The 22,743-nt window shown below is 71.9% G+C and carries 23 protein-coding genes; 10 read left to right on the plus strand and 13 right to left on the minus strand.

The annotated features are described in order from the left end of the window. The first annotated feature begins 323 nt into the window (after positions 1-323). The gene (locus IE206_RS15730; protein ID WP_226599898.1) at positions 324-2,612 is read left to right on the plus strand and encodes a DEAD/DEAH box helicase; all 2,289 of its coding nucleotides are present in this window, start codon (positions 324-326) and stop codon (positions 2,610-2,612) included. Positions 2,613-2,710: 98 nt separating this feature from the next. Further along, positions 2,711-3,595, plus strand: a complete 885-nt coding sequence (locus IE206_RS15735) for an alpha/beta fold hydrolase (protein ID WP_189962768.1) — start codon at positions 2,711-2,713, stop codon at positions 3,593-3,595. Between the two features lie 12 nt (positions 3,596-3,607). On the opposite strand, the gene IE206_RS15740 is transcribed toward IE206_RS15735, so the two are convergent. Then, positions 3,608-4,537 (minus strand): NYN domain-containing protein, encoded by a 930-nt coding sequence (locus IE206_RS15740; protein WP_226599900.1) that lies wholly within the window; start codon positions 4,535-4,537, stop codon positions 3,608-3,610. A gap of 275 nt (positions 4,538-4,812) precedes the next feature. Between IE206_RS15740 and IE206_RS15745 the strand changes: the two genes are divergently transcribed. Next, positions 4,813-4,965 carry a DUF8834 family protein gene (locus tag IE206_RS15745; protein ID WP_189962769.1) on the plus strand — a complete coding sequence of 51 codons (153 nt, stop codon included), beginning with the start codon at positions 4,813-4,815 and terminating at the stop codon, positions 4,963-4,965. A 107-nt stretch (positions 4,966-5,072) separates the two neighbouring features. On the opposite strand, the gene IE206_RS15750 is transcribed toward IE206_RS15745, so the two are convergent. The 4 genes from IE206_RS15750 to IE206_RS15765 all read right to left on the minus strand — a co-directional run bounded on the left by IE206_RS15750 (position 5,073) and on the right by IE206_RS15765 (position 8,192). Next, positions 5,073-5,678, minus strand: a complete 606-nt coding sequence (locus IE206_RS15750; RefSeq protein ID WP_189962770.1) for a MarC family protein — start codon at positions 5,676-5,678, stop codon at positions 5,073-5,075. A 161-nt stretch (positions 5,679-5,839) separates the two neighbouring features. Next, entirely contained in the window at positions 5,840-6,706 is an 867-nt protein-coding gene (locus IE206_RS15755; protein ID WP_189962771.1) for a PHP domain-containing protein, read from the minus strand. 121 nt (positions 6,707-6,827) lie between these two features. Continuing rightward, positions 6,828-7,466 carry a DUF6758 family protein gene (locus IE206_RS15760; RefSeq protein WP_189962772.1) on the minus strand — a complete coding sequence of 213 codons (639 nt, stop codon included), beginning with the start codon at positions 7,464-7,466 and terminating at the stop codon, positions 6,828-6,830. A gap of 141 nt (positions 7,467-7,607) precedes the next feature. Next, positions 7,608-8,192: a suppressor of fused domain protein gene (locus IE206_RS15765; RefSeq protein WP_189962773.1), complete on the minus strand. Its 585-nt coding sequence runs from the start codon at positions 8,190-8,192 to the stop codon at positions 7,608-7,610. Positions 8,193-8,659: 467 nt separating this feature from the next. On the opposite strand from IE206_RS15765, the gene IE206_RS15770 reads away from it, so the two are divergent. After that, the gene (locus IE206_RS15770) at positions 8,660-9,784 is read left to right on the plus strand and encodes a magnesium and cobalt transport protein CorA (protein ID WP_189962774.1); all 1,125 of its coding nucleotides are present in this window, start codon (positions 8,660-8,662) and stop codon (positions 9,782-9,784) included. Between the two features lie 4 nt (positions 9,785-9,788). Here IE206_RS15770 and IE206_RS15775 read toward each other — a convergent pair whose 3' ends face one another. Then, positions 9,789-10,691, minus strand: coding sequence for a DMT family transporter (locus IE206_RS15775; RefSeq protein WP_189962775.1), 903 nt, complete (start codon positions 10,689-10,691; stop codon positions 9,789-9,791). Positions 10,692-10,778: 87 nt separating this feature from the next. On the opposite strand from IE206_RS15775, the gene IE206_RS15780 reads away from it, so the two are divergent. Continuing rightward, positions 10,779-11,288 carry a hypothetical protein gene (locus tag IE206_RS15780; protein WP_189962776.1) on the plus strand — a complete coding sequence of 170 codons (510 nt, stop codon included), beginning with the start codon at positions 10,779-10,781 and terminating at the stop codon, positions 11,286-11,288. A gap of 40 nt (positions 11,289-11,328) precedes the next feature. Here IE206_RS15780 and IE206_RS15785 read toward each other — a convergent pair whose 3' ends face one another. After that, positions 11,329-12,069, minus strand: coding sequence for a hypothetical protein (locus IE206_RS15785; RefSeq protein WP_189962777.1), 741 nt, complete (start codon positions 12,067-12,069; stop codon positions 11,329-11,331). A 194-nt stretch (positions 12,070-12,263) separates the two neighbouring features. Here IE206_RS15785 and IE206_RS15790 point away from each other — a divergent pair, with 194 nt between their 5' ends. From IE206_RS15790 to IE206_RS15800, 3 genes are read left to right on the plus strand one after another with little or no spacing between them, the layout of a single operon-like run. Beyond that, positions 12,264-13,541, plus strand: a complete 1,278-nt coding sequence (locus tag IE206_RS15790) for a magnesium transporter MgtE N-terminal domain-containing protein (RefSeq protein ID WP_189962778.1) — start codon at positions 12,264-12,266, stop codon at positions 13,539-13,541. Continuing rightward, on the plus strand, positions 13,528-14,103 hold the full coding sequence (locus IE206_RS15795) for a DUF1003 domain-containing protein (RefSeq protein ID WP_189962779.1): 576 nt from the start codon (positions 13,528-13,530) through the stop codon (positions 14,101-14,103). The genes IE206_RS15790 and IE206_RS15795 overlap by 14 nt, the downstream gene beginning before the upstream one ends. A gap of 44 nt (positions 14,104-14,147) precedes the next feature. After that, complete coding sequence (locus IE206_RS15800; RefSeq protein ID WP_189962780.1) at positions 14,148-15,281, plus strand: Mrp/NBP35 family ATP-binding protein; 1,134 nt, start codon at positions 14,148-14,150, stop codon at positions 15,279-15,281. Between the two features lie 100 nt (positions 15,282-15,381). Here IE206_RS15800 and IE206_RS15805 read toward each other — a convergent pair whose 3' ends face one another. From IE206_RS15805 to sigE, 5 genes are all read right to left on the minus strand, one after another. Next, the gene (locus tag IE206_RS15805) at positions 15,382-16,065 is read right to left on the minus strand and encodes a hypothetical protein (protein WP_189962781.1); all 684 of its coding nucleotides are present in this window, start codon (positions 16,063-16,065) and stop codon (positions 15,382-15,384) included. Between the two features lie 129 nt (positions 16,066-16,194). Then, entirely contained in the window at positions 16,195-16,656 is a 462-nt protein-coding gene (locus IE206_RS15810; protein ID WP_189962782.1) for a sec-independent translocase, read from the minus strand. A gap of 182 nt (positions 16,657-16,838) precedes the next feature. Then, positions 16,839-18,665, minus strand: coding sequence for a S1C family serine protease (locus IE206_RS15815; protein ID WP_189962783.1), 1,827 nt, complete (start codon positions 18,663-18,665; stop codon positions 16,839-16,841). Between the two features lie 90 nt (positions 18,666-18,755). Next, positions 18,756-19,733, minus strand: a complete 978-nt coding sequence (locus IE206_RS15820; RefSeq protein ID WP_189962784.1) for an anti-sigma factor family protein — start codon at positions 19,731-19,733, stop codon at positions 18,756-18,758. Beyond that, positions 19,730-20,506, minus strand: coding sequence for an RNA polymerase sigma factor SigE (sigE, locus tag IE206_RS15825; protein ID WP_189962785.1), 777 nt, complete (start codon positions 20,504-20,506; stop codon positions 19,730-19,732). Before sigE ends, IE206_RS15820 begins: the two co-directional genes overlap by 4 nt. A gap of 165 nt (positions 20,507-20,671) precedes the next feature. Between sigE and IE206_RS15830 the strand changes: the two genes are divergently transcribed. Then, positions 20,672-21,337, plus strand: coding sequence for an O-methyltransferase (locus tag IE206_RS15830; protein ID WP_189962786.1), 666 nt, complete (start codon positions 20,672-20,674; stop codon positions 21,335-21,337). Between the two features lie 110 nt (positions 21,338-21,447). On the opposite strand, the gene IE206_RS15835 is transcribed toward IE206_RS15830, so the two are convergent. Further along, entirely contained in the window at positions 21,448-21,615 is a 168-nt protein-coding gene (locus IE206_RS15835) for a DUF3117 domain-containing protein (RefSeq protein ID WP_003966491.1), read from the minus strand. Between the two features lie 319 nt (positions 21,616-21,934). Here IE206_RS15835 and chcB point away from each other — a divergent pair, with 319 nt between their 5' ends. Further along, complete coding sequence (gene chcB / locus IE206_RS15840) at positions 21,935-22,735, plus strand: 2-cyclohexenylcarbonyl CoA isomerase (protein WP_189962787.1); 801 nt, start codon at positions 21,935-21,937, stop codon at positions 22,733-22,735. Positions 22,736-22,743: the final 8 nt, after the last annotated feature.

A 22,743-nucleotide genomic window follows, 5' to 3' on the forward strand; every position in this document is an offset into this window, starting at 1 on the left:
TGAGGATGCCCGGTCGGTTGCTCCGGTCGGCTCCGACCCGACAGCCCTCCGCAGGGCACGTTTCAGTACGTGCCACCGAAGAGGGATCCCTCAGCGGCACGAGCGCTTGAGCGACGGCAGTGGTCCCGCGCCACCCGGCAACACGATCGAATCTGATCCCCGCCGGACGAAATGGGCACGGTACGACCCGCCGCGTTCGCCTCCGTACCGCGTCTCACAGAAGAGGCAGCACCCTGACTACGTTCCGAGAGCTCGGGATCCTTCCCGAGACCGCCGAAGCCCTTGAAGCCGTCGGCATCGTGTCCCCCTTCCCCATCCAGGAGATGACGCTCCCCGTAGCGCTCTCCGGCACCGACATCATCGGGCAGGCCAAGACCGGCACCGGCAAGACGCTCGGTTTCGGTCTGCCGATCCTGGAGCGGGTCACCGTCCCCGCCGACGTCGAAGCCGGCCGGGCCACACCCGAGCGGCTCACCAACACCCCGCAGGCCCTCGTCGTCGTACCGACCCGCGAGCTGTGCCAGCAGGTCACCAACGACCTCCTCACCGCGGGCAAGGTCCGCAACGTCCGCGTGCTCGCCATCTACGGCGGCCGGGCGTACGAGCCCCAGGTCGAGGCGCTCAAGAAGGGCGTCGACGTGATCGTCGGCACCCCGGGCCGCCTGCTCGACCTCGCGGGGCAGAAGAAGCTCGACCTTTCCCACGTCAAGGTGCTCGTCCTCGACGAGGCGGACGAGATGCTCGACCTCGGCTTCCTGCCCGACGTCGAGAAGATCATCCAGCTGCTTCCGCCGAAGCGGCAGACGATGCTGTTCTCCGCGACGATGCCGGGCGCCGTCATCGGCCTCGCCCGCCGCTACATGTCGCAGCCGACGCACATCCGCGCCACCTCGCCGGACGACGAGGGCACGACCGTCGCCAACACCGAGCAGTTCGTCTACCGCGCCCACTCCATGGACAAGCCGGAGATGGTCGCGCGCATACTGCAGGCCGAGGGCCGCGGGCTCGCGATGATCTTCTGCCGTACGAAGCGGACCGCCGCGGACATCGCCGAGCAGCTCGCCAAGCGCGGCTTCGCCTCCGGCGCGGTCCACGGCGACCTCGGCCAGGGCGCCCGTGAGCAGGCCCTTCGCGCCTTCCGCAACGGCAAGGTCGACGTGCTGGTCTGCACCGACGTCGCCGCGCGCGGCATCGACGTCGAGGGCGTCACGCACGTCATCAACTACCAGTCGCCGGAGGAGGAGAAGACCTACCTCCACCGCATCGGCCGCACCGGCCGCGCCGGCAACAAGGGCATCGCGATCACGCTGGTCGACTGGGACGACATCCCGCGCTGGCAGCTGATCAACAAGGCGCTCGACCTGAAGTTCCCCGACCCGGTCGAGACGTACTCCACGTCGCCGCACCTGTTCGAGGAGCTGAAGATCCCGGCGGGCACGAAGGGCGTGCTGCCCAGGGGCGAGCGCACCCGCGCGGGCCTGGCGGCCGAAGAGGTCGAGGACCTCGGCGAGACCGGCGGTCGCGGGCGCAGGTCCGCCGCCGCGGCTCCCGTCGTCACCGAGGAGCGCCCGGCCCGTACGCGTACGCCGCGTCAGCGTCGCCGCACCCGCGGTGGCGCTGCGGCCGAGGGCGTCGAGACCACGGCAGCTCCGGTCGCGGCCCCGGCCGCCGAAGCCGCCGTGGCCACCGAGACCGTGGCCGAGCCGCGCACGCCGCGTCGTCGTCGCCGTACCCGCGTGGGTGCGCCGTCGGCCGCGCCGCAGGCCGCTGCCGCGCCGGTGATCGAGGCGGCTCCGGTGATCGCAGCGGCTCCGGCCGCGGTGGTCGCCGAGCCCGTCGCCGTCGTCAAGGCCGAGCCGCGCCGCCGTCCCGCGCCGGTCGCTGCCGCGCCCGCCGTCGCGCCGGTCGAGCCCAAGCCGCGCCGCCGCCGGGTGCGCAAGGCCGACCCGGCCTCCGAGGTCGGTTTCGTGACGCCGGAGTCGGCCGCGCTTGAGCTGGCCAGGGCCGCGAAGGCCAGGACCACCGCCGCGATGACCGAGGTCGCCGAGGCTCCGGCCGCCGCGGTCGCGGTCGCGGAAGCGCCCGTCAAGCCGCGTCGTACGCGGACGAAGAAGGCGGCGGAGGCCGTCGTCGAGACGGTCGAGGCGGCTCCGGTCGTCGAGGCCGAGGCCCCGGCCAAGCCGCGGCGCACCCGCGCCAAGAAGGTCGCCGAGGCCGCCCCCGAGGCGGTCGTCGAAGCGGCCGTCGAGGCCGAGGCCCCGGTCAAGCCGCGCCGCACGCGCAAGAAGGCGGCGGAGGCCGTCGTCGAGGCCGTCGAGGCGGCTCCGGTCGTCGAGGCCGAGGCGCCCGCCAAGCCGCGGCGCACCCGCGCCAAGAAGGTCGCCGACGCCGCCCCCGAGGCGGCCGAGGCTCCGGCCGCGCCGCGTCGGACCCGGGCCAAGAAGGTCGCGGAGGCCGCCCCCGAGGCAGTCGTCGAGGCCGAGGCCCCGGTCAAGCCGCGCCGCACGCGCAAGAAGGCCGCCGAGCCCGTGGTCGAAGCCGTCGAGGCCGAGGCCCCGGCGAAGCCGCGGCGCACCCGCGCGAAGAAGGCTGCGGTCGCGCCCGAGGCGTGACCAGCACCACCCGAAACGGCCCGGTCCCCCCTGTGGGGTGCCGGGCCGTTCGCGTTCCTGGACCGGACTCTCAGCAGCGGTCCGGATACGCTCTACCCATGAGTAAGCCGCGCTCCCTCGACCTTCCGGCGCGTACGCGTGCGTACCGACTGGCCACCTCGCGCCAGGAGTTCGCCGTGCTCGACTCGCGGCCCGAGGGTGCCGTGCGCGGGACCGTGCTGCTCGTGCCCGGGTACACCGGGAGCAAGGAGGACTTCCTCGGGCTCCTCGACCCGCTCGCGGACGCCGGGTACCGGGCCGTGGCGGTCGACGGGCGCGGGCAGTTCGAAAGCCCGGGGCCACGGCGTACGTCCGGCTACAGCCCGCGCGCCCTCGGCTCCGACGTGCTCGCGCAGGCCTCGGCGCTCGGCGACGGGCCCGTGCACCTCGTCGGGCACTCCTTCGGCGGGTTCGTGGCCCGGTCCGCGGCCCGGCTGGACCCGTCCGCGTTCCTCTCCCTGACGCTGCTTGCGTCCGGCCCCGGCCGGGTCGGCCCCGAGCAGCGCACCAAGATCCGGATGCTCCAGGCGGCGCTTCCGGTGCTTCCGCCGTCGTGGGTGTGGGCGGCGACGCAGTGGCTGGACGGCCGGGACCCGGCGTACGTTCCGGATCCGCCGGAGATCGTGGCGTTCCTGGAACGCCGCTGGTTCAGCACGCAGCCCGCCCAACTCATCGCGACGGGGCGGCAGTTGAGGGTGGAGCCGGACCGCACGGAGGGGCTTGCGGCGCTGCCCCTTCCCCTCCATGTGGCGTACGGCTCCGGCGAGACGGTGTGGGCGGTGAGCGAACTGGCCCACCTGGCCCGCAGCGTGAACGCGCGGCACACGGTGATCCCGGGCGCGGACCACTCCCCCAACGTCTCCCATCCGGGGGAGCTGGCGAGGGCTCTGACAGAGTTCTGGTCAACGGTGACGACCGCCCCTTCACTGCCCACCCGCAGGTAGCAGACGCCGCCCCTAGTACTGCGACTGCAAGTGCTGCCAGAACCCGTCGCGCAGGGAGCGGCGCAGATCCGCATGCCCCCTCAGCGAGTACTGGAGAAGCCGCTCCGCCTCGATCAGAAGGTCCTGGTCCACCGGACCGGGCAGGTACGGGTGGCCGGGCAGGAGCTCGGCCAGAGCGGCCCGGCCCCGCTCGGAGAGCCACGTCGCGGCGATCCGCGCCCCCACGAACCGCACGTCCTCGCGCGACGGTGCCGGCCCCTCCTGCTCGTACATCGTGACGGGCCGCCGAGTGACGTACGGCTTGCAGAAGTCGAGGTCGAAGGTGCGCTGGCTGTCGACCTCCCAGAGCAGCGGCTCGGCCTGGTTGCGTCCCTCGGCAGCCTCGATGCCCCAGAGGTGGACGCGCGCGCCGTACCCCTGCGCGGCCTCGACCGCCGAGACGAGGTCCTCGTCGCCGCCGATGAGCGCCGCGTCGCTGATGGCGCGGTGCCGGGCCAGTGATTCCAGGTCGGAGCGGATCAGGGAGTCGACGCCCTTCTGCTGGTTGTTGGCGTTGAGGTTGCCGAGCCGGACCTTGACGTCGGGGAGCTCGGCGATCGACTGCTGTTCCGGGGTGTGGATGCGGCGCCGGGCGCCGTCGTACCAGTAGACCCGCAGCAGCCGGCTGTCCGCGAAGATCGTGCGCGCCTTGTCGATGAACGCTTCGATGAGCCCCTCGGCGTCGAGGTCGAAGGAGCGGCGGTCCTCGGTGCCGGTGACGAGGAGGCCGGCGGCCGCGTAGACATACCCCGCGTCGACGAAGATCGCGTGCGTGGAGGGCGTCTTCGCGACCTCGGCGAGCATGCGCTGGAGCAGCTCGTTGGTGGCGTCCAGCTTGCGGTCCAGCTGGGCGGCGCGGTCGTCGGGCGCCTGGGCCGGCTGTGGTTCCTGGGAGTCGTCCATACGTTTTCCATTGTCGAGGTCGTGACGCACGGGGCACAACCGGGCACATCCGGTCGCCGTCAGGGCCAGATCCTTAGCAACTCAAAAAATTTCCTTAGCGTAGGGAATGTTTGCTGGAGGCAACCCGTTGAACAGGACGGAACGCGTTGCACCGTAGCCACGCAATCCACTCTTAACGGGCGGGCAACCGCCCTGACGCCTCGTGGGAGCAGGCTGTTGGCAGCCCCCCGCACCAGTAGTTCTCCTAGCAGGAGGATCAGACGAAGGGAGAAGCCGTGCGCTTCGAAATCATGCGCCTGGACGACGTCGACGGTACCGCCGTTGACAGCACCGTCGTGGACGCCGCCTCCGTCAACCGGATTGTGCAGCAGGCCGCCGCAATGGGTCAGCGCATCTACATCCGCCCGGCCGAGTCCGTGGCCTCGTAACGCGTTAGAGGTAGTGCCCCCGCGAGCCGATCGAACGGCCGCGGGTGCCGTACGCGAAGCGCCCCCGTACCGATGCGTACGGGGGCGCTTTTGGCATGTCAGGGGGCTCAACTGCCGTGGATCACCTGGGTGATGCCGTTGATGATCTGCTGCACCGCGAGGGCCGACAGCATCATGCCCGCGAGCCGGGTCACCAGGACGACGCCGCCGTCCTTGATGACGCGGATGATCAGCAGCGAGTACCGCATGGTCACGTACAGGACGACGTGGATCGCGATGATCGCAGCCCAGACCGAGACCTGCCCCGCCACCGAGTCGTGGTTCTGGACGGCCAGGATGACCTGCACGATCGCGCCGGGCCCGGCGAGCAGCGGCATGCCGAGCGGCACGAGCGCGACGTTGACGTCCTTGGTCTGCTTGGGCTCGTCGGTCTTGCCGGTGAGCAGGTCGAGCGCGATGAGGAGCAGCAGCAGACCGCCCGCGATCATCAGCGCCGGGACGTCGATGTGCAGATAGGTCAGGATCTGGTGGCCCACGAGACCGAAGAGCGTGATCACTCCGAGCGCGACGGCGGCGGCCTGCCAGGCCATCCTGCGCTGGACCTTGGCGGCCCGGCCGGCGGTCAGCGCGAGGAAGATCGGCGTGATCCCGGGGGGATCCATGATGACGAACAGGGTGAGGAAGAGGGAGCCGAAGACGGCAGCGTCGAACACGGTGAGCCTTGCGAGTGAGGTGCGTACATGAGCGGGCCGGTGCACTGCTGCGCAGGTCGGCCGGGCCCGGCCCCCGGGACCGCGCGGGGGTGCCGGGCGGGGGTTCGAGGAGCGGGGATACGGGGGCGGGGCCCCCGGGGATCGGGAGAGGCGCGCTCTCCCTACGGGCGGGCGCTTCCGCCCGCACCCGGCACGGGGAAGGCCCCCGTGGCGCGGCGGGTGATCTCGCCGTAGATCTCGGGGTCGGTGGTGAACTCCCCGAGCCGTACGGTCTTGCGGCTGCCGTGGTAGTCGCTGGAGCCGGTGGCGAGGAGCCCCAGCTCGCGGGCGAGGCCGCGCAGCCGCTCCCGGGTGGGGGCGTCGTGGTCGGTGTGGTCGACCTCGATGCCGTCGAGCCCCGCGGCGGCCAGCTGGGCTATCGCCGACTCGGGTACCACCTGGCCGCGCTTGAGGGCCAGCGGGTGGGCGAAGACGGTGACGCCACCCGCGGCCTTGACCAGGCGGATCGCGTCGAAGGGGTCGAGCTCGTGCTTGCCGACGTAGGCGCGGCCGCCGTCGGCGAGCCAGTCCGGCACGAAGGCGTCCGAGACGGAGTCGACGACGCCGAGTTCGACGAGCGCCTCGGCGACGTGCGGGCGGCCGACCGAGCCGTCGCCCGCGATTCGCGCGACCTGTTCCCAGGTGACGGGCACGCCGAGCTCCTGGAGCTTGGCGACCATGCCCTGTGCGCGCGGCACCCGATCGTCCCGCACCAGTTCGCGCTCGCGGGAGAGCTCGGGCTCCTCGGGGTCGAAGAGGTAGGCCAGCATGTGCAGGCCGACGCCGTCGATGCGGCAGGAGAGTTCGGCGCCGGTGACCAGCGTGAGCCCGGCGGGAAGCGCGGCGATGGCCTCGGCGTACCCGCGGGTGGTGTCGTGGTCGGTCAGCGCGACGACGTCGAGCCCGGCGGCGGCCGCGTTGCGGACCAGCTCGGCGGGGGTGTCCGTACCGTCCGAGGCCGTGGAGTGGGTGTGCAGATCGATGCGCACGACGCGTACTCCAGGGCATAAGGGGCGGATCAGGGGACAGTCAAGGATAACCGCCCGCCCGCTCCTCCCCGCCCGCCCGCGAGCGGACCCGCCATCAGGACCGTCAGGACGATCGGGCGCCTCAGGACAGGATGCGCGGGGTTAGGGCTCCGCACGGCACGAGCTCCGTCTCGGCGCCCGCGTCGCGCAGATCGGTCAGGACGAGCTCGTCGTACATGAGGAGCCCGGACTGTTCCGGCCAGACGATCGCCCACAGCCACAGGCCGCGCGCCTCGCCCGCGAAGACCGCACGGTCGTCCGGGGTGCGCGTGACGTGCCACAGCGGGGTGGGCCTGCCGGCCGCGAGGACCTTGGTGTGCGCGGGCTTGTCGACGCTCATGAACGGGCCGGGGTCGGGTGCGTCGATGCCCGCGTAGCGCGCGCCGAGCCCCACGCCCAGCTCCTCCGCGACCAGGATCAGCTCGCCGATGCCGCCGAGCGGGCCCGGGCCCGAGCAGGCGACGGCGGTCGCGCGGCCGCCGCTGCGGTCGTCACCGGCGTACGCGACGCCCGTGAACAGCCAGCCCACGGGCAGCGGCCAGGGCATCCACACCGGTACCTGCGCCCGGCGCACAACGACCTCCAGGGCCTCGACACTGGGTGGGACGACCGGCTGGAGCGGAAAGACGGGGCCGTGCACATCGCACTGCCAGGTGTCGGCAAAGAGACCGGGCGCCCTGACCCGGCCTCCGCACCTCGGGCAACTGGGTTCGCCCCTCATAGAGCCCCACGGTCCTCCCCCGTCGTGGCCCCGTCAAGGACGATCACCCGTCCGGAGTGCGGTCCGCCTGTCGGCGGGGGTCCGGAAGCCGGTCGGTACGGGTCCGGGAAGCCTGTCGCGACCGGTTTGGCTGTGCGGCGGCTAGTCCAGACCCACAGACTTGCGCAGGGGGTCGCGCAGATCCGTGCCCTGGGTCAGCCAGCGCTCCTCCAGCTCCTTCGCACCCCGCACCCGCTTCCACGCCGCCTCGTTCGTGGTCATCGGAAGCAGGGGCAGGAAGCGCACCGGGTCCATCGGGGCGTCGAGCTCCAGGTCCTCCACGAGGCCGCCCGGCTCGGCGACCAGGACCGAGCTGAACGGGGCGCCCGGCCACAGCGGTTCGCCGACGTCGAGCGAGGCGCCCGGCGCCACCACCAGGCCCTCGACCTGCGGCGACGCGGCGAGCACGGCAAGCGGGCGGAGCACCTTGTCGGTGTCGGCGAGCCCGGCGCGTACGGACAGGACGAGCTCGGCCCGGGGGCCCTTCACCGGGTCGGCGAGCGCGGAGGTGGGGTCGGCCATCGGCTGGGCGGACATGCCGAGCGTGGCGTACCGGACGATGTCGCCCTCGGTGAACCGCAGCACCTCGATGCGGTCCGTACCGAGAAAGGTGACCGCCGCGCGCGCGTCCGGCTCGCCCAGCGCGGTGTGCAGGCGGGCCTCGACCAGAGCAAGAACATCAACCATGGGGCGAGCATAGAAGGCGTATGCAAGCGGCAAAGAAGAGGCTTGACGCAACAGTGGGCTGATAGTCTTGGCCGCTGTTCAGGACAGCAGGAAGTCCCCCACGGGGGACCGGCTGGAGGAGGTGGGGCTGCGATGGATCGAAGTCGGCCTGGCAGTACCAACCGCTCTTCCACGCGCCTGCGTTGTTCCCGGTGAGCTGAGACCCTCCTTACCCGGCATCCGGGTCCGGAAACACCTGAGCCTCCTGGCGTTTCGCCCGACGGAAGAGCACATCGCCTCACCTTGTCCGTTCAGTAGCGAACGCCGTCTCCGCGTGCCCCTGTGGTGCCGCCCGCTTTGCGAACGTGTGCGATGGATGCCTTTCGGGGTCGATTCGATCCCCTGGTTTTTTTCGTCGCCGTACGTCCCCATTCCGGGCAGTTCCAAGCGTCATGCCCCGCGACGGCCCTCCGCGAAGGAGTCCTGCCATGTCGATGATCCGTGACCTGCGTGCCGTGGTCCGTCCCGCGCTGCGCAAGACCAGCACCCCGTACAGCGGCTACGACAACACCCGCGACCCCTCGGCGAGCAGTGCCGTCGTGGACTGCGCGGTCTACCGCGACGGGCAGCGCGTCCAGTCCGCCGAGGACACGTCCTGCCTGACCCCCCGTGAGGCGATGCGCCGGGTGCGCGAGGGCGGGGGCTTCGTGTGGATCGGTCTGCACGAGCCGACCGAGGCCGAATTCGCCGGTATCGCCGCCGAGTTCGGGCTGCACCCGCTGGCCGTGGAGGACGCGGTCCACGCCCACCAGCGCCCGAAGCTGGAGCGCTACGACGACACCCTCTTCACCGTCTTCAAGACGATCCACTACGTCGAGCACGCCGAACTCACCGCGACCAGCGAGGTCGTGGAGACCGGCGAGGTGATGTGCTTCACCGGGCGGGACTTCGTCATCACCGTCCGGCACGGCGGCCAGGGCTCGCTGCGCGCGCTGCGCAAGCGCCTCCAGGACGATCCGGAGCTCCTCGCCAAGGGCCCCTCCGCCGTCCTCCACGCGATCGCCGACCAGGTGGTCGACGGCTACCTCGCGGTCGTGGACGCGGTCCAGGACGACATCGACGAGGTCGAGATCGAGGTCTTCTCGGCCCCGGCCAAGGGCAGCCCGCGCGGTGTGGACGCCGGCCGGATCTACCAACTCAAGCGCGAGGTACTGGAGTTCAAGCGCGCGGTCTCCCCGCTGCTGCGCCCGATGCAGCTCCTGAGCGAGCGGCCGATGCGCCTGGTCGACCCGGACATCCAGAAGTACTTCCGCGACGTCGCGGACCACCTCGCCCGCGTGCAGGAGCAGGTCATCGGCTTCGACGAGCTGCTCAACTCGATCCTCCAGGCCAACCTCGCGCAGGCCTCCGTCGCCCAGAACGAGGACATGCGCAAGATCACGTCCTGGGCGGCGATCATCGCCGTACCGACGATGGTGTGCGGTGTGTACGGCATGAATTTCGAGCACATGCCGGAGCTGCACTGGAAGTACGGCTACCCCGTGGCGATGGGCCTGGTGGCCGTGGCCTGCTTCGCGATCCACCGCACCCTGAAGCGCAACGGCTGGCTGTAGGCGGTCAATTGCGGCTCGCCCGTACGACGAGGGCGAGCCCGGCCAGGATCACGAGCAGCGCCGGGTAGGCGAGGGCCGGGGGCTGCTGGCCGAGCCAGAGGGCCGCGATGAGGGCGGCGCCGGGGGTTTCGAGCAGGATCGCCGTAGAGGTGACGGACGGGCCGAGGCTCGCCACCACCCGGTTCAGCAGCGAGTGGCCGAGCAGCTGGGCCGCGAGCGTGAGCACGGCGAGCTTCAGCCAGGTCCCGCCGTCGTACGAGGTGAGGTCGGCCCCGCTGACGAGGGCGGCCGTCAGGAGCCCGGCGGCGGCCGTGCCGTAGCAGAGGTACGTGTACGGGACGGTGTCCACGCTCTTGCGGACCTCGGCGCCGAGCAGCACGTACCCGGCGGCCGCGATGCCGCCGCCGAGCGCGAGGGCGTCACCCGCGAGCGCGCGGGGCGACAGGCTGAGGTCGACGCCGGTGAGCATGACGACGCCGGCGCACGCGGCAAGGGTGCCGGCCCACACCATGGCGGGCGGGCGGTGGCCGCGCAGGCGCAGCGCGATGGTCGTCCATATCGGGGTGGTGGTGCACAGCGCGGTCGACGAGGCGACGGACGTCATGCTCAGGCTGGGCAGCCACAGCCCGAAGTGCAGCGCCAGGAGGCCTCCCGCGCCGATCGTGAGCCCCACCTCGCGCCGGGTCAGCGCGCGCAGCCGGGCACGGTACTTGAACCAGGCCACCGGGGTCAGCGCCCCGACCGCGAGGGCGTTGCGCCAGAAGGCGATGGCGAGCGCGGGCGCGGCGGTGGCGGCGATCAGCGGCGCGGACAGCGAGACGCTGGAGATCGCGACGGCGAGCAGCGCGACGTCGAGCCGGGGGACGCCCGCGGCGACCGGCGGTGCGGAGGTGGTGGCAGTGGTCACGCCGGAAGCGTAAGGGGCATGGGCGGATTACGGAACTGACTATTCCCGGGGCCCTGGGCCCTCTGCCGTTATGGCTACTGTTGTGCCATGACGCAGACGTTGCTCGACCAGGCCCTCGTCGAGGAGGCCACGAAGAAGTCCGGTCTCATCTGGGTGCGCGGCACCGGGGTGGCCGAGCGGGCCCTGTGGCACGTGTGGCTCGACGGGGCGGCGTACGTGGTCGGGGACGGCCCGGGCGAGCAGCCGCTGGAGGGCCTGACGGACGGCGGCACGGCGGCGGTGACGGTCCGCTCGAAGGACAAGGGCGGGCGACTGGTCGCCTGGACCGCGACGGTCTCCGAGATCCCGCCGGGCACGCCCGCCTGGGACGCGGCGGTGGCCGAACTGAAGGGCAAGCGCCTGAACGCCCCGGACGGCGAGGCGATGCCGGCCCGCTGGGCAGCCCAGTGCCGCCTCCTCAGCCTCACTCCGACGGGCGCCCTCGGGGCGGCCCCGGAAGGCTCCCTGGCCAGACCCCCGGTCCCGTCCCCGGCGACAACGAGGCACGCGGTGCCCGCGGCCCTCCCGAGCCTGCTGTTCCGGCGGAAGCGGCGCTGAACCCGGGGGCGGAGCCCCAGGGGGCCGCGGGCACACCCGGTCAGGTCTTCGGGAGTTGTTTGCCGTAGTCCACCGTGTCGCCCTTCGCCGGCGCGGCGAGCGGGAAGTCCTTGTTCCAGTCGGCCAGTTCGAGGACGCCCGCCCCGCCCGCCCGCTCGAAGCGGAGGGGATAGGGCGTGCCCTGGAGGGAGACGTCGAGGGTGCCGCCCTCGCCGTCCGGACCCGCCGCGATCCGTACCGTACGGACGTCGCCGACCTCGGACCGGTCGCCCTTGGACAGCGCACCCTCGAGCCCGAGCATCCCCTTGAGCAGCACCGACTTCTCGGTGAACCCGCGCAGCTGCTGGTAGGCGGGATCCCCCGAGGGCACCTTGACGTACTTGTCGTCGAGCTTGCCCGCAGCCGAAGCCGCGCCCCCCGACTCGCTGTGCGACCAGAACCCGGCGTCCGCCTTGAGGAACAGGTCCTCCCCCACCCTCAGCAGCCCGAACGTGCTCTTCTGCGAAGTCACCGTGCCCGTCCCGCCGGTGCCCTTCAGCTTCATGTCGATCTTGTACGAGCCGCCCTTGCTGACCAGCGTCCCCGACAGACGTACCGCGTCCGCGCCGTCCGCCGCCGTCCGCGCCCTGCTCTCGATCTCGGTCGCGGAGAGCTTGCCGACGCCGTTGGTCCCCTCGTCCGGATCCGTACCGCACGCGGTGAGCGCCGCGCACAGCGCGAGGGGCAGGGCTGCCCGGCGGGCGTGGACCCGCACCCGCACGGACAAAGGGGATGAGGTCACCTGCGCACTGCCTCTCGCATGGATATGGGGGGGTCGGCAGACCGCACCCTACCCGCAGTGTCTACGCTGCCCGGCAGAGCGCCGTACGGGCGCCCCGCAAGGGCGTACCGTGCCGCCACCGGCTAGCCTGAAACCCTTGTCCCGCAGCGATCGCGGTGGTGCGGAGCAACCCTGAACAGTAAGGAGGCGCTCGTATGGCGGCAGGCGCCCCCCGGGTCTTCGTATCGCACCTCTCCGGCGTCGCCGTCTTCGACCCCAACGGCGACCAGGTCGGCCGGGTGCGCGACCTCGTGGCGATGCTGCGGGTCGGCCGCCGGCCTCCCCGGCTGCTCGGCATCGTCGTCGAAGTGGCGGGCCGCAGGCTGATCTTCCTGCCCATGACCCGGGTCACCGGCGTCGAATCGGGCCAGGTCATCACCACCGGCGTGGTCAATCTGCGCCGCTTCGAGCAGCGCCCGACCGAGCGCCTGGTCCTCGGCGAACTCCTGGACCGCCGGGTCACGCTGGTCGAGACCGGCGAGCAGGTGACCGTCCTGGACGTGGCGATCCAGCAGCTGCCGGCCCGTCGCGACTGGGAGATCGACAAGGTCTTCGTACGCCGGGGCAAGTCGGGCGCGCTGCGCCGCAAGGGCGAGACGCTGACCGTCGAGTGGTCGGCCGTCACCGGCTTCTCCCTGGAGGAGCACGGCCAGGGCGCCGAGAACCTGGTCGCCACGTTCGAGCAGCTGCGCCCCGCCGACCTCGCCAACGTCATGCACCACCTCTCGCCCAAGCGCCGCGCCGAGGTGGCCGCAGCCCTCGACGACGACCGGCTCGCGGACGTCCTGGAGGAGCTGCCCGACGACGACCAGGTCGAGATCCTCGGCAAGCTGAAGGACGAGCGCGCCGCCGACGTCCTGGAGGCGATGGACCCGGACGACGCCGCCGACCTGCTCTCCGAGCTGCCCGAGGAGGACAAGGAGCGCCTCCTCACGCTGATGCAGCCCGACGACGCGGCCGACGTGCGCCGACTCCTGTCGTACGAGGAGCGCACCGCGGGCGGTCTGATGACGACCGAGCCGATCGTGCTGCGCCCCGACGCCACGGTCGCAGACGCCCTGGCCCGCGTCCGCCAGCAGGACCTCTCGCCGGCGCTCGCCGCGCAGGTGTACGTGTGCCGGCCGCCGGACGAGACGCCGACCGGCAAGTACCTGGGCACCGTGCACTTCCAGCGGCTGCTGCGCGAGCCGCCGTTCGCTCTGGTCAGCTCGGTGGTGGACAGCGATCTGAAGCCGCTGCCGCCGGACGCCTCGCTGCCCTCGGTGACCAGCTTCCTCGCCGCGTACAACATGGTCGCGGCCCCCGTGGTGGACGACAGCGGCTCGCTGCTCGGCGCCGTGACCGTCGACGACGTGCTCGACCACCTGCTGCCGGACGACTGGCGCGAGACGGAGTTCCACGGGCCGGAGGGGGTACCGGATGGGCGGCACTGACCGGGCGGAGGAGCGCACCCGCGCGAGCGGCGCGAGCGCGCTGCCGCGCGGCCGCACCCGCCTCGACCAGCCGCGCGCGCCGCGCGTGCGGCTGCTCCCGGAGTGGGACCCGGAGGCGTTCGGCCGCTTCAGCGAGCGGATCGCGCGGTTCCTGGGCACCGGGCGGTTCATCGTCTGGATGACCCTGATCATCATCCTCTGGGTCGCCTGGAACATCTTCGCGCCGAGCAACCTGCGCTTCGACAACTACCCGTTCATCTTCCTGACCCTCGCCCTGTCGCTCCAGGCCTCGTACGCGGCCCCGCTGATCCTGCTCGCGCAGAACCGGCAGGACGACCGCGACCGGGTCACCCACGAACAGGACCGCAAGCAGAACGAGCGCTCCATCGCGGACACCGAGTACCTCACCCGCGAAATCGCCGCACTCAGGATGGGCCTCGGCGAGGTGGCCACGCGCGACTGGATCCGCTCCGAACTCCAGGACCTGATCAAGGAGATGGAGGAGCGCAGAAGCGTATTCCCGCCGGAGCGGGCCTACGGACGTGACGAAGGCGACCGCTGACAGGGCTTTCCGTACTGTGCGGTAAGCGCCGTACCATCGGCGGTATGGCTACGGAAGACGCGGTGCTTGAGGCACTGGCGACGGTGAACGACCCCGAGATCCACCGACCGATCACTGAACTCGGCATGGTCAAAGCGGTGGAGATCGGTGCGGACGGGGCGGTTGCCGTCACGGTGTACCTGACCGTCTCCGGCTGCCCGATGCGCGAGACCATCACCAAGAACGTGACGGAGGCGGTCGAGCGGGTCGAGGGTGTCAGCCGCGTCGATGTGACGCTCGACGTGATGAGCGACGAGCAGCGCAAGGAGCTCGCGACGTCACTGCGCGGCGGCACCGCCGAGCGCGAGGTCCCCTTCGCCCAGCCCGGCTCGCTCACCCGCGTCTACGCGGTCGCCTCCGGCAAGGGCGGCGTCGGCAAGTCCTCGGTGACGGTGAACCTGGCGGCCGCGATGGCGGCGGACGGCCTGAAGGTCGGTGTCGTCGACGCCGACATCTACGGCCACTCGGTGCCCCGCATGCTGGGCGCCGACGGCAAGCCGACGCAGGTCGAGAACATGATCATGCCGCCGTCCGCGAACGGCGTGAAGGTCATCTCCATCGGCATGTTCACGCCGGGCAACGCGCCGGTCGTGTGGCGCGGCCCGATGCTGCACCGCGCCCTTCAGCAGTTCCTCGCGGACGTGTACTGGGGCGACCTGGACGTCCTGCTGCTCGACCTGCCGCCGGGCACCGGTGACATCGCGATCTCGGTGGCCCAGCTTGTCCCCAACGCCGAGATCCTCGTCGTGACGACCCCGCAGCAGGCCGCGGCCGAGGTCGCCGAGCGGGCCGGCTCCATCGCCGTGCAGACCCACCAGAAGATCGTCGGCGTGGTCGAGAACATGGCCGGGCTGCCCTGCCCGCACTGCGACGAGATGGTCGACGTGTTCGGCACCGGCGGCGGCCAGAAGGTCGCGGACGGCCTGACCAAGACGACCGGCGCCAATGTGCCGGTGCTCGGCTCCATCCCGATCGACGTCCGCCTGCGCGAGGGCGGCGACGACGGCCGCCCGGTCGTCCTGTCGAACCCGGACTCCCCCGCGGGCGCCGCCCTGCGCGCCATCGCGGGCAAGCTGGGCGGCCGCGCCCGCGGCCTGTCGGGCATGTCCCTCGGGATCACCCCGCGCAACAAGTTCTAGGACGCGTACGCAGCAGCCGTAAGGGGCGCCTCGCCATTGCGGGCGCCCCTTACGCATGCGGCCATCGGCGTGGGCGCGCCTCAGGCGCGGGCGCGCCAGGTCATTCGTACGCCCTGATGTCCTTGACCACCGAGAAGGCGAGCCCGTACGCGCTCAGACCGCGCCCGTACGCCCCCAGGTGCACGCCGTTCTGGGCCGAACCGGCGAGGATCCAGCCGAACTCGGACTCGCGGTAGTGGAAGTCCGTCGGCTCCCCGTCGACGGGGAGCGAGAGCGTCGACCAGTCGGGGCCCTCCAGGTCGTCGGCGAGCTCCCAGGCCGTCTCGGTCTGCTGGTCCAGCCACTCACCGCGCCGGACGTGGTCCATCTGTGCGGGCCAGGTGAAGGACAGCAGCCCCGAACCGGCCAGCCAGGCCGCCGAGGAGACCGACGTGGCCTCCAGGACGCCGCCGTCGCCGCTGTGGCGCACCGGGTTGGCGGCGATGGTCACGACCACCGCGAACCGCTCCCGGTCCGCCGCGGCCCCGGCCGCCGCCTCGGGCCGTATCGACGGCTCGTCGCCGTGCCCGATCGAGCCGTGCTGCACGGTGCCGTCGGCGGCCTGCGCGACCTGCATGAGCCAGCGTGCCCCGGTGAACGCGTCGTCGAGGCCGTACCAGGGGAAGGGCGCTCGCAGATAGCCGTCGAGCGTACGCCGGGCCACCGGCGCTCCCTCCGGTGTGGACTGGGTGCCCTTGGGCGCCCCGTGTGCGGACTCCCCCGCTACCCGGCTTGTCGTCTCCATCTGCCCGGCCGCCTCCTGGATCTAGCGTCCGGAGCGGCCCGCCCCGGCGGGCGTCCTGGCTGCCGGACAGATGGAGGATAGCCACCCCGCCGCGGCTCACCCGAAAAGCGCGAGGCGGATTGGCGTGTATCAGGTGGCGTCGGCGTCGAACGGGGGGCGCTCGCCCGGGTCCAGCTTCTCGCGCTTCTTCAGCAGGTCGGGGGTGCCGCCCGAGCCGTTCACCGAGCCGTTGGCGGCCGTGGTGGCGGTGGTGGCGGTGGCCGATTCGCGGCCGTGCACCGCGTCCGCGACCTCTTCCATGTCCTTGCGGAGGTCGAAACTGTTGCGGATCTCCTTGAGCCCCAGGTCGTCGTTGTCCATGAGCTGCTTGCGGACGAACGTCTTGGGGTTGAGGTCCTCGAACTCGAAGTCCTTGAACTCGGGACCGAGCTCGGCCCGGATGTCCTGCTTGGCGCTCTCGGAGAAGCTGCGCACCTTGCGGATGACGTTCGAGACGTCCTGGATCAGCTTGGGCAGCTTGTCCGGACCGAAGATGAGCACGGCGAGCACCACGAGTGTGACCAGCTCCATGGGCCCGATGTCGTTGAACACCCGCTGCTCCTCGTGTTCTCAGTGCTCGCGATCTCGGCGCTTGATACTCAGCTCCGCGTCCGGTCATGGACCGCTCCACGGTACCCGGCGGAACTGTCGGCGCGGTACCCGCGGGGTGACCTTTGGGCATCGGTACGGGGCCGGTGGGGCGCCCGGTCCGCGGGCGCCCCGGGGGATCGGGGTCAGGACGAGGAGCCGAGCGTCAAGGTGAGCTCCTGCTGCTTGCCGTCCCGCTGGACGGTGAGCTTGAGCTGGTCTCCGGGCCGGTGCGCGCGGATCTTCACTATCAACTCCTCGCCGCTGTGCACCCGCTGGCCGTCCACCTTGGTGATCACGTCCTGCGACCTGATGCCGGCCTTAGCGCCGGGGCCGTCGGCGGCGACGGCCGGCTTGCCGTCGCTCGCCTTGTCGCCGACGCGGGCGCCGTCTCCGGTGAACTTCATGTCGAGCGTGACGCCGATCACGGGGTGCGTGGCCTTGCCGGTGTTGATCAGCTCCTCGGCGACCCGCTTGGCCTGGTTGACCGGTATGGCGAAGCCGAGCCCGATCGATCCCGCCTGGCCGCCGCTGCCCTCCGTGCTGCCGCTCCCGGCCGACCTGATCGCGCTGTTGATGCCGATGACCCGGGCCTTGGAGTCGACGAGCGGGCCGCCGGAATTGCCCGGGTTTATGGGGGCGTCGGTCTGGAGCGCGTCGACATAGCTGACGTCACTGCCGTCGCCGCTCTCGCCCCCGGCCGTGATCGGGCGCTCCTTGGCGCTGATGATCCCGGACGTCACGGTGTTGGAGAGGTCGAAGGGCGCCCCGATCGCCACCACCGGATCGCCGACCAGGACGTTGTCGGAGTTGCCGAGCGGCAGCGGCTTCATCCCCGATACGCCGTCGACCTTGACGACCGCGAGGTCGTACCCGGAGTCGCGGCCGACCACCTGGGCGGGCGCGCTCTCGCCCCCGCTGAAGGTCACCGAGATCTTCCCCGAGTCCCCCGCGGGCTGTACGACGTGGTTGTTGGTCAGGATGTGCCCGGCGTTGTCGAGCACGAAGCCGGTGCCGGTGCCGGACTCGGTGGCGCCGGTGACATGGATGGTGACCACGCTGGGCAGCGCGCTGGCCGCGATCCCGGCGACGCTGTCCGGCGCCCGGCCCTGCGGCTCCTTGCCGGACTGCGGCAGCTTGACGCTGGTGATGCCGCCGTTGCGCTCGACGTACGCGCCGACCCCGCCGCCGATGCCGCCCGCGACCAGCGCGAGCAGCACGGCGCCGACGAGCAGCGCCCCGCGCCGCCGCCTCTTCGGCTCGGGCCGCCCGATCCGGCTGAGCGGCTCCCCGGGCGCGGCCCAGGGGTCGTACTGCACCCACTGCGAGGCGGGCGGCACGGGAGGCGCCGCAGGCGCGGCGTACGAGGCCCCGGGCGCGGGTGCCTGCGGTGCAGGGGTCTGCTGTACGGGGGCTTGCGGCGCGGGCACCTGGGCTGCCGGTGCCTGAGGCGCGGCGTAGGCGGACTGCTGGGGCAGCGAGGTGCCACCCGGCGGCGTCGGCACCGGCCGCTGCACGGGCGGCGCGGGCGCCCACGGCCCGGGGCCTCCATAGGGCGGCGTGCCATAGGGATCCGGCGCGTGCAGGGGCTGCCGGGGCGCGAGGGGCTCGGACTCGGTGGCGCGGACCGACTCGGTGCTGAGTTCGGTGGCGGGCTCCGGAGGTACGTCATGTGCCGCTTGCGGGGCGCCCGCCTCGTCGCTCTGCGGCGCCGGGACGGCCGGGGGTGCGTCCTGGGGCGACGGGGCCGATATCGGGTGCGCCGGGCTCGCCGGGTCTGTCTCGGCCGCCGAGGTCGCGGCTGCCTCGCCCGCCGACACCGGCGGAGCCAAGTCGTAGGTGTCGGCCGGAACTTCGGTCGAGGGCGCCGATGCCGGGGTCTCCGCTGCCGGGGCTTCGGTTTCGCGGGGGCGGCCTGCCTGCGGTCGGCTCCACCACTTCGGCTTCGGCCCGGTGGGCTTCTGCTCGTTCATGCTCTCCCCGCAACTGGCTTCCCTGCGTGCTCCGACGAGCACCCCTCCCCCGGATTCAACCAGGTTGCCGGGGGCGAGGGCAGGGCGCGGTCAGCGCCGGGCCGTGAGCGGAAGCCCCGAGGCGACCGGAGCCGCCAGATACGTCGGCGCCGCCGGGGCCGCGGACGGCATGACGGCGAGCACCCCGGTGGTGAGGTCCGTCGTGGTGAGCGGAAGCGTCGCCACGGCCGACCGTATCAACGGAGGCAGCGACGAGCCGTTCAGCCGGGCCGCCGGGAACGCGCCGCCCAGCGGCTGGACGGGCCCGTTCTGCGCGGGCATGCCGCTCAGGCCGCGCGGGGCCGGGGCCGTCGGCTGTGCGGACATGGCCGAAAGGAGGGTTGCCGCGGCGCCGCCACGACGCCGGTCCTCGGCCGAACTGCCGCTCGGCGCCTGGGAGTTGGAGCGCACCGGGACGACATTATTGCCACTGCCCGCCGCGCGGGCGCCGGACGTCGAGCTCAGCGGCAGCGTGCCGCCGAGCGCGATCGCCGCCAGGGAGACGGCACTGGCGGCGGCGAACGCGAATCTGCGGCCGCGCCATGCCGTGCCCGGCCGGTCCTGCTCGGACCTGCCCACCTCGTGGATGCGGAAGCCGCCGCTCAGCCCGTCGGGCAGAACCGCCGCATGGGAGCCGACCGGGACGTAGCCGAAGCCGCCCGAGCGGGGAACGCGCGGGTCCCGGGGGCCGCCCGCGGTGGGGGTCAGCACCCCGAATCCTCCGAAGAACCCGTCGGCCTGGCGCCCCCCGCCGAACGGTGAACCGTCGTCGTCACCTCCGGGCCCGGTGGGTCCGCCGGGCAGGCCCTGGAGCCGGGCGAGGAAGCCCTCGGAGGGCGGCGGCGGGGCCACCTGGGCGAAGACGTTCTTCAGGTTGCGCTGGGCGTCGGCCTCCGCCTTGCACTTGGCGCAGGTCGCGAGGTGGGACAGGACGCGCTCGCGGGCATCGTGGTCCAGCTCGCCGTCGACCAGGGCCGCGAGCCGGTCCCCGAGGTGCTGTTCCGCCGGGGTGGGACTCGTACCACTCACGCCGTCCCCTCTCCGGCCACCCCGAGAGCTCCCGGCGCCACCCCCGCCAGCGCGCGCTGCTGCTCGGCGCGGGCTTCGGGCGAACGGTGCTGGAGGGCCTTGCGCAGGTGGGAGCGGCCGCGGTGGATCCGGCTGCGGACGGTGCCGAGCTTCACTCCGAGGGTGGCCGCGATCTCCTCGTACGAGAGGCCCTCGATGTCGCACAGGACGACGGCCGCGCGGAACTCGGGCGCGAGGGTGTCCAGCGCCTGCTGGACGTCGGCGTCGAAGTGGGCGTCGTTGAAGACCTGTTGGGGGTTGGGCTCGCGGCTGGGAAGGCGCTCCGCCGCGTCGTCCCCGAGCGCGTCGAAACGGATGCGCTGGCGGCGACGGACCATGTCCAGGAAGAGGTTGGTGGTGATGCGGTGCAGCCAGCCCTCGAACGTGCCCGGCGTGTACGTCGACAGGGAGCGGAAGACACGGACGAAGACCTCTTGCGTGAGGTCCTCGGCGTCGTGCTGGTTTCCCGTCAGGCGGTAGGCGAGGCGGTAGACCCGGCCGCTGTGCGTGCTGACGATCTCCTCCCACGAAGGGGGAGTCCACGCCTGGGAATCCGCGTCGGCGAAGGTCGCGGTGGTTGCGGAGCTGGTAGCGCGGGAACGGTCAGCAAAGTTGGTCACGGATTTCGGCTCACCCGCCGACCTGAGAAAGCGCCGCAGCACTCCTCCCCGATCCACAGGCGCAGCCGCACCTCCCCTGTCGGCTCTGGTGGTGTCCAGTGGAGCCCCTACCATAGCCACCTCGCCCGTTAGCTCCGGATAAGAATCTTTACGTGCATTTGGGACCGGCTTCCGGCCCTCTTCCCCGAACTTGTCCATGTGCTCCCCCGCAGTTCCCCCTGCCCTCCATAACGCGCGGTCCCATCTGCGGGTTCCCGACTCCAGCGGATACAGTCACCGTTGCGCCAACCAAGGGGACAGGAGAGGGCCATTACCGCCAACCGGCAGACGAGCTGGGCGTTCGCGGACGCCTTTGTCGCCGAGGACGACGCGCTGCGCTGGGCCCGTGACCGGGCCCGGGAGGCAGGCCTGCGTTCGGTGTCCCCGGGGACAGGCGCCGCGCTGCGGCTGCTCGCTGCCACGGCGGACGCGAAGGCGGTCGCGGAGATCGGCACCGGAACCGGCGTCTCCGGCATCTACCTTCTGCAGGGCCTGCGTCCGGACGGCGTGCTGACCACCGTCGACCCGGAGCCGGACCGCCAGCAGTTCGCCAAGCAGGCGTTCCGCGCGGCCGGGTTCGCGGGCAACCGGGCCCGGTTCATCCCCGGGCGCGCCCTGGACGTCCTGCCGCGGCTCGCGGACGGCGGGTACGACCTGGTGTTCTGCGACGGCGACCGCCTGGAGTCGCTCGACGTGCTCGCTGAATCGTTGCGCCTGCTGCGACCGGGCGGAATCGTCTGCTTCGAGGGCGTCTTCGCCGACGGCCGTACGGTCGATTCGGGGATCCAGCCGGCCGAGGTGCTGCGGCTGCGCGAACTGCTGCGCACGGTGCGGGAGAGCACGGAGCTCGTGGAGTCGCTGCTTCCGGTCGGCGACGGGCTGCTCTGCGCGGTACGCCGCGGCTGACCGGCCTCCCGCTCGCGCCCGGCCCCCACACACAACACCGCCCCGGTTCGGCATGCACTGGCATGCATGCCGAACCGGGGCGGTGAAGAGTCTGGGTCGAACCCGCTAACTCAGCCGACGACCTTCTTCAGGGCATCGCCGAGTGCATCGGCCTCGTCCGGAGTCAGCTCGACGACAAGCCGACCGCCGCCTTCGAGCGGAACGCGCATGACAATGCCCCGCCCCTCCTTGGTCACCTCGAGCGGGCCGTCGCCCGTCCGCGGCTTCATGGCCGCCATGCTCGTTCCCCTTCCTGAAACCAGCTCATCGTCAGCCGACGGCCCCCGGGATTGGGCACGCGTCACGGCATCGAACACATTGCTTCCAGGTCATTATCCCGCATCGCAGGACCCGATGACCAACATCGGTCGGCATCGCTTGGGCAACGCGCTCTATCAAAACCACTCAATTCGGCGATCCGCCTGCGATACTTCGCCGCCGCGCGTTCCTCCCGATGCCCCGATTGTTTGACGCAGGTCACATGCCCACCGCTCGTGATCTCCGCCATGCTGAGCGGATACGACACCTGAGAGCATCCGCGACGGAGGGGATCCCACCATGGCCGACACCGTGCTGTACGAGGTGAGCGACGGGCTCGCGACGATCACGATCAACCGGCCCGAGGCCATGAACGCCATGAATACGGAGGCGAAGGTCGCGCTCCGCGAGGCGGTGCGGGCCGCGGCCTGCGACCCGGCGGTGAGGGCCGTGCTGCTGACCGCGACCGGCCGGGCGTTCTGCGTCGGCCAGGACCTGAAGGAGCACGTCGCGTCGCTGACGGCGGACCGCGAGGCGGGCACCGGGCAGACGATGAGCACCGTGCGGGAGCACTACAACCCGATCCTGAAGGCGCTCACCGAGATGCCGAAGCCCGTGGTGGCCGGCGTCAACGGGGTGGCGGCGGGCGCCGGGCTCGGCTTCGCGCTGGCCGCGGACTACCGGGTGGTCGCGGACACCTCCGCGTTCAACACGTCCTTCGCCGGGGTGGCCCTGACCGCCGACTCAGGCGTCTCGTGGACGCTGCCGCGCCTGATCGGCCAGTCCCGCGCGGCCGACCTGCTGCTGTTCCCGCGCTCGATCTCCGCGTCCGAGGCGTACGAGATCGGCCTGGTCAACAAGGTCGTACCGGCCGCCGAGCTGGCCGAGCAGGCCCTCGCCGTGGCCCGGGCGCTGGCCGAGGGACCGACCGTGGCGTACGGCGCGCTCAAGGCGTCGCTGGCCTACGGCGCGGGCCACACCCTGGCCGAGGCGCTGGAGAAGGAGGACGAGCTCCAGTCGAAGGCGGGCGCCTCCGAGGACCACGCCATCGCGGTGGCCGCGTTCCTCGCCAAGGAGAAGCCGAAGTACGTCGGCCGCTGAGCCGGGCG

It is taken from the genome of Streptomyces violascens, assembly GCF_014649955.1.
GTDB lineage: Bacteria > Actinomycetota > Actinomycetes > Streptomycetales > Streptomycetaceae > Streptomyces > Streptomyces violascens.

Coding starts and splice junctions, on each gene's coding strand:
- IE206_RS15765 (WP_189962773.1), bottom strand. CDS start 8,192: ATGGTTGATGTTCTTGCTCTGGTCGAGGCCCGCCTGCACACCGCGCTG.
- IE206_RS15815 (WP_189962783.1), bottom strand. CDS start 18,665: ATGAACGAGCAGAAGCCCACCGGGCCGAAGCCGAAGTGGTGGAGCCGA.
- IE206_RS15795 (WP_189962779.1), top strand. CDS start 13,528: ATGGGCGGCACTGACCGGGCGGAGGAGCGCACCCGCGCGAGCGGCGCG.
- IE206_RS15760 (WP_189962772.1), bottom strand. CDS start 7,466: ATGAGGGGCGAACCCAGTTGCCCGAGGTGCGGAGGCCGGGTCAGGGCG.
- IE206_RS15735 (WP_189962768.1), top strand. CDS start 2,711: ATGAGTAAGCCGCGCTCCCTCGACCTTCCGGCGCGTACGCGTGCGTAC.
- sigE (WP_189962785.1), bottom strand. CDS start 20,506: ATGGTAGGGGCTCCACTGGACACCACCAGAGCCGACAGGGGAGGTGCG.
- IE206_RS15770 (WP_189962774.1), top strand. CDS start 8,660: ATGTCGATGATCCGTGACCTGCGTGCCGTGGTCCGTCCCGCGCTGCGC.
- IE206_RS15730 (WP_226599898.1), top strand. CDS start 324: ATGACGCTCCCCGTAGCGCTCTCCGGCACCGACATCATCGGGCAGGCC.
- IE206_RS15790 (WP_189962778.1), top strand. CDS start 12,264: ATGGCGGCAGGCGCCCCCCGGGTCTTCGTATCGCACCTCTCCGGCGTC.
- IE206_RS15835 (WP_003966491.1), bottom strand. CDS start 21,615: ATGGCGGCCATGAAGCCGCGGACGGGCGACGGCCCGCTCGAGGTGACC.
- IE206_RS15780 (WP_189962776.1), top strand. CDS start 10,779: ATGACGCAGACGTTGCTCGACCAGGCCCTCGTCGAGGAGGCCACGAAG.
- chcB (WP_189962787.1), top strand. CDS start 21,935: ATGGCCGACACCGTGCTGTACGAGGTGAGCGACGGGCTCGCGACGATC.
- IE206_RS15740 (WP_226599900.1), bottom strand. CDS start 4,537: ATGGACGACTCCCAGGAACCACAGCCGGCCCAGGCGCCCGACGACCGC.
- IE206_RS15800 (WP_189962780.1), top strand. CDS start 14,148: ATGGCTACGGAAGACGCGGTGCTTGAGGCACTGGCGACGGTGAACGAC.
- IE206_RS15805 (WP_189962781.1), bottom strand. CDS start 16,065: ATGGAGACGACAAGCCGGGTAGCGGGGGAGTCCGCACACGGGGCGCCC.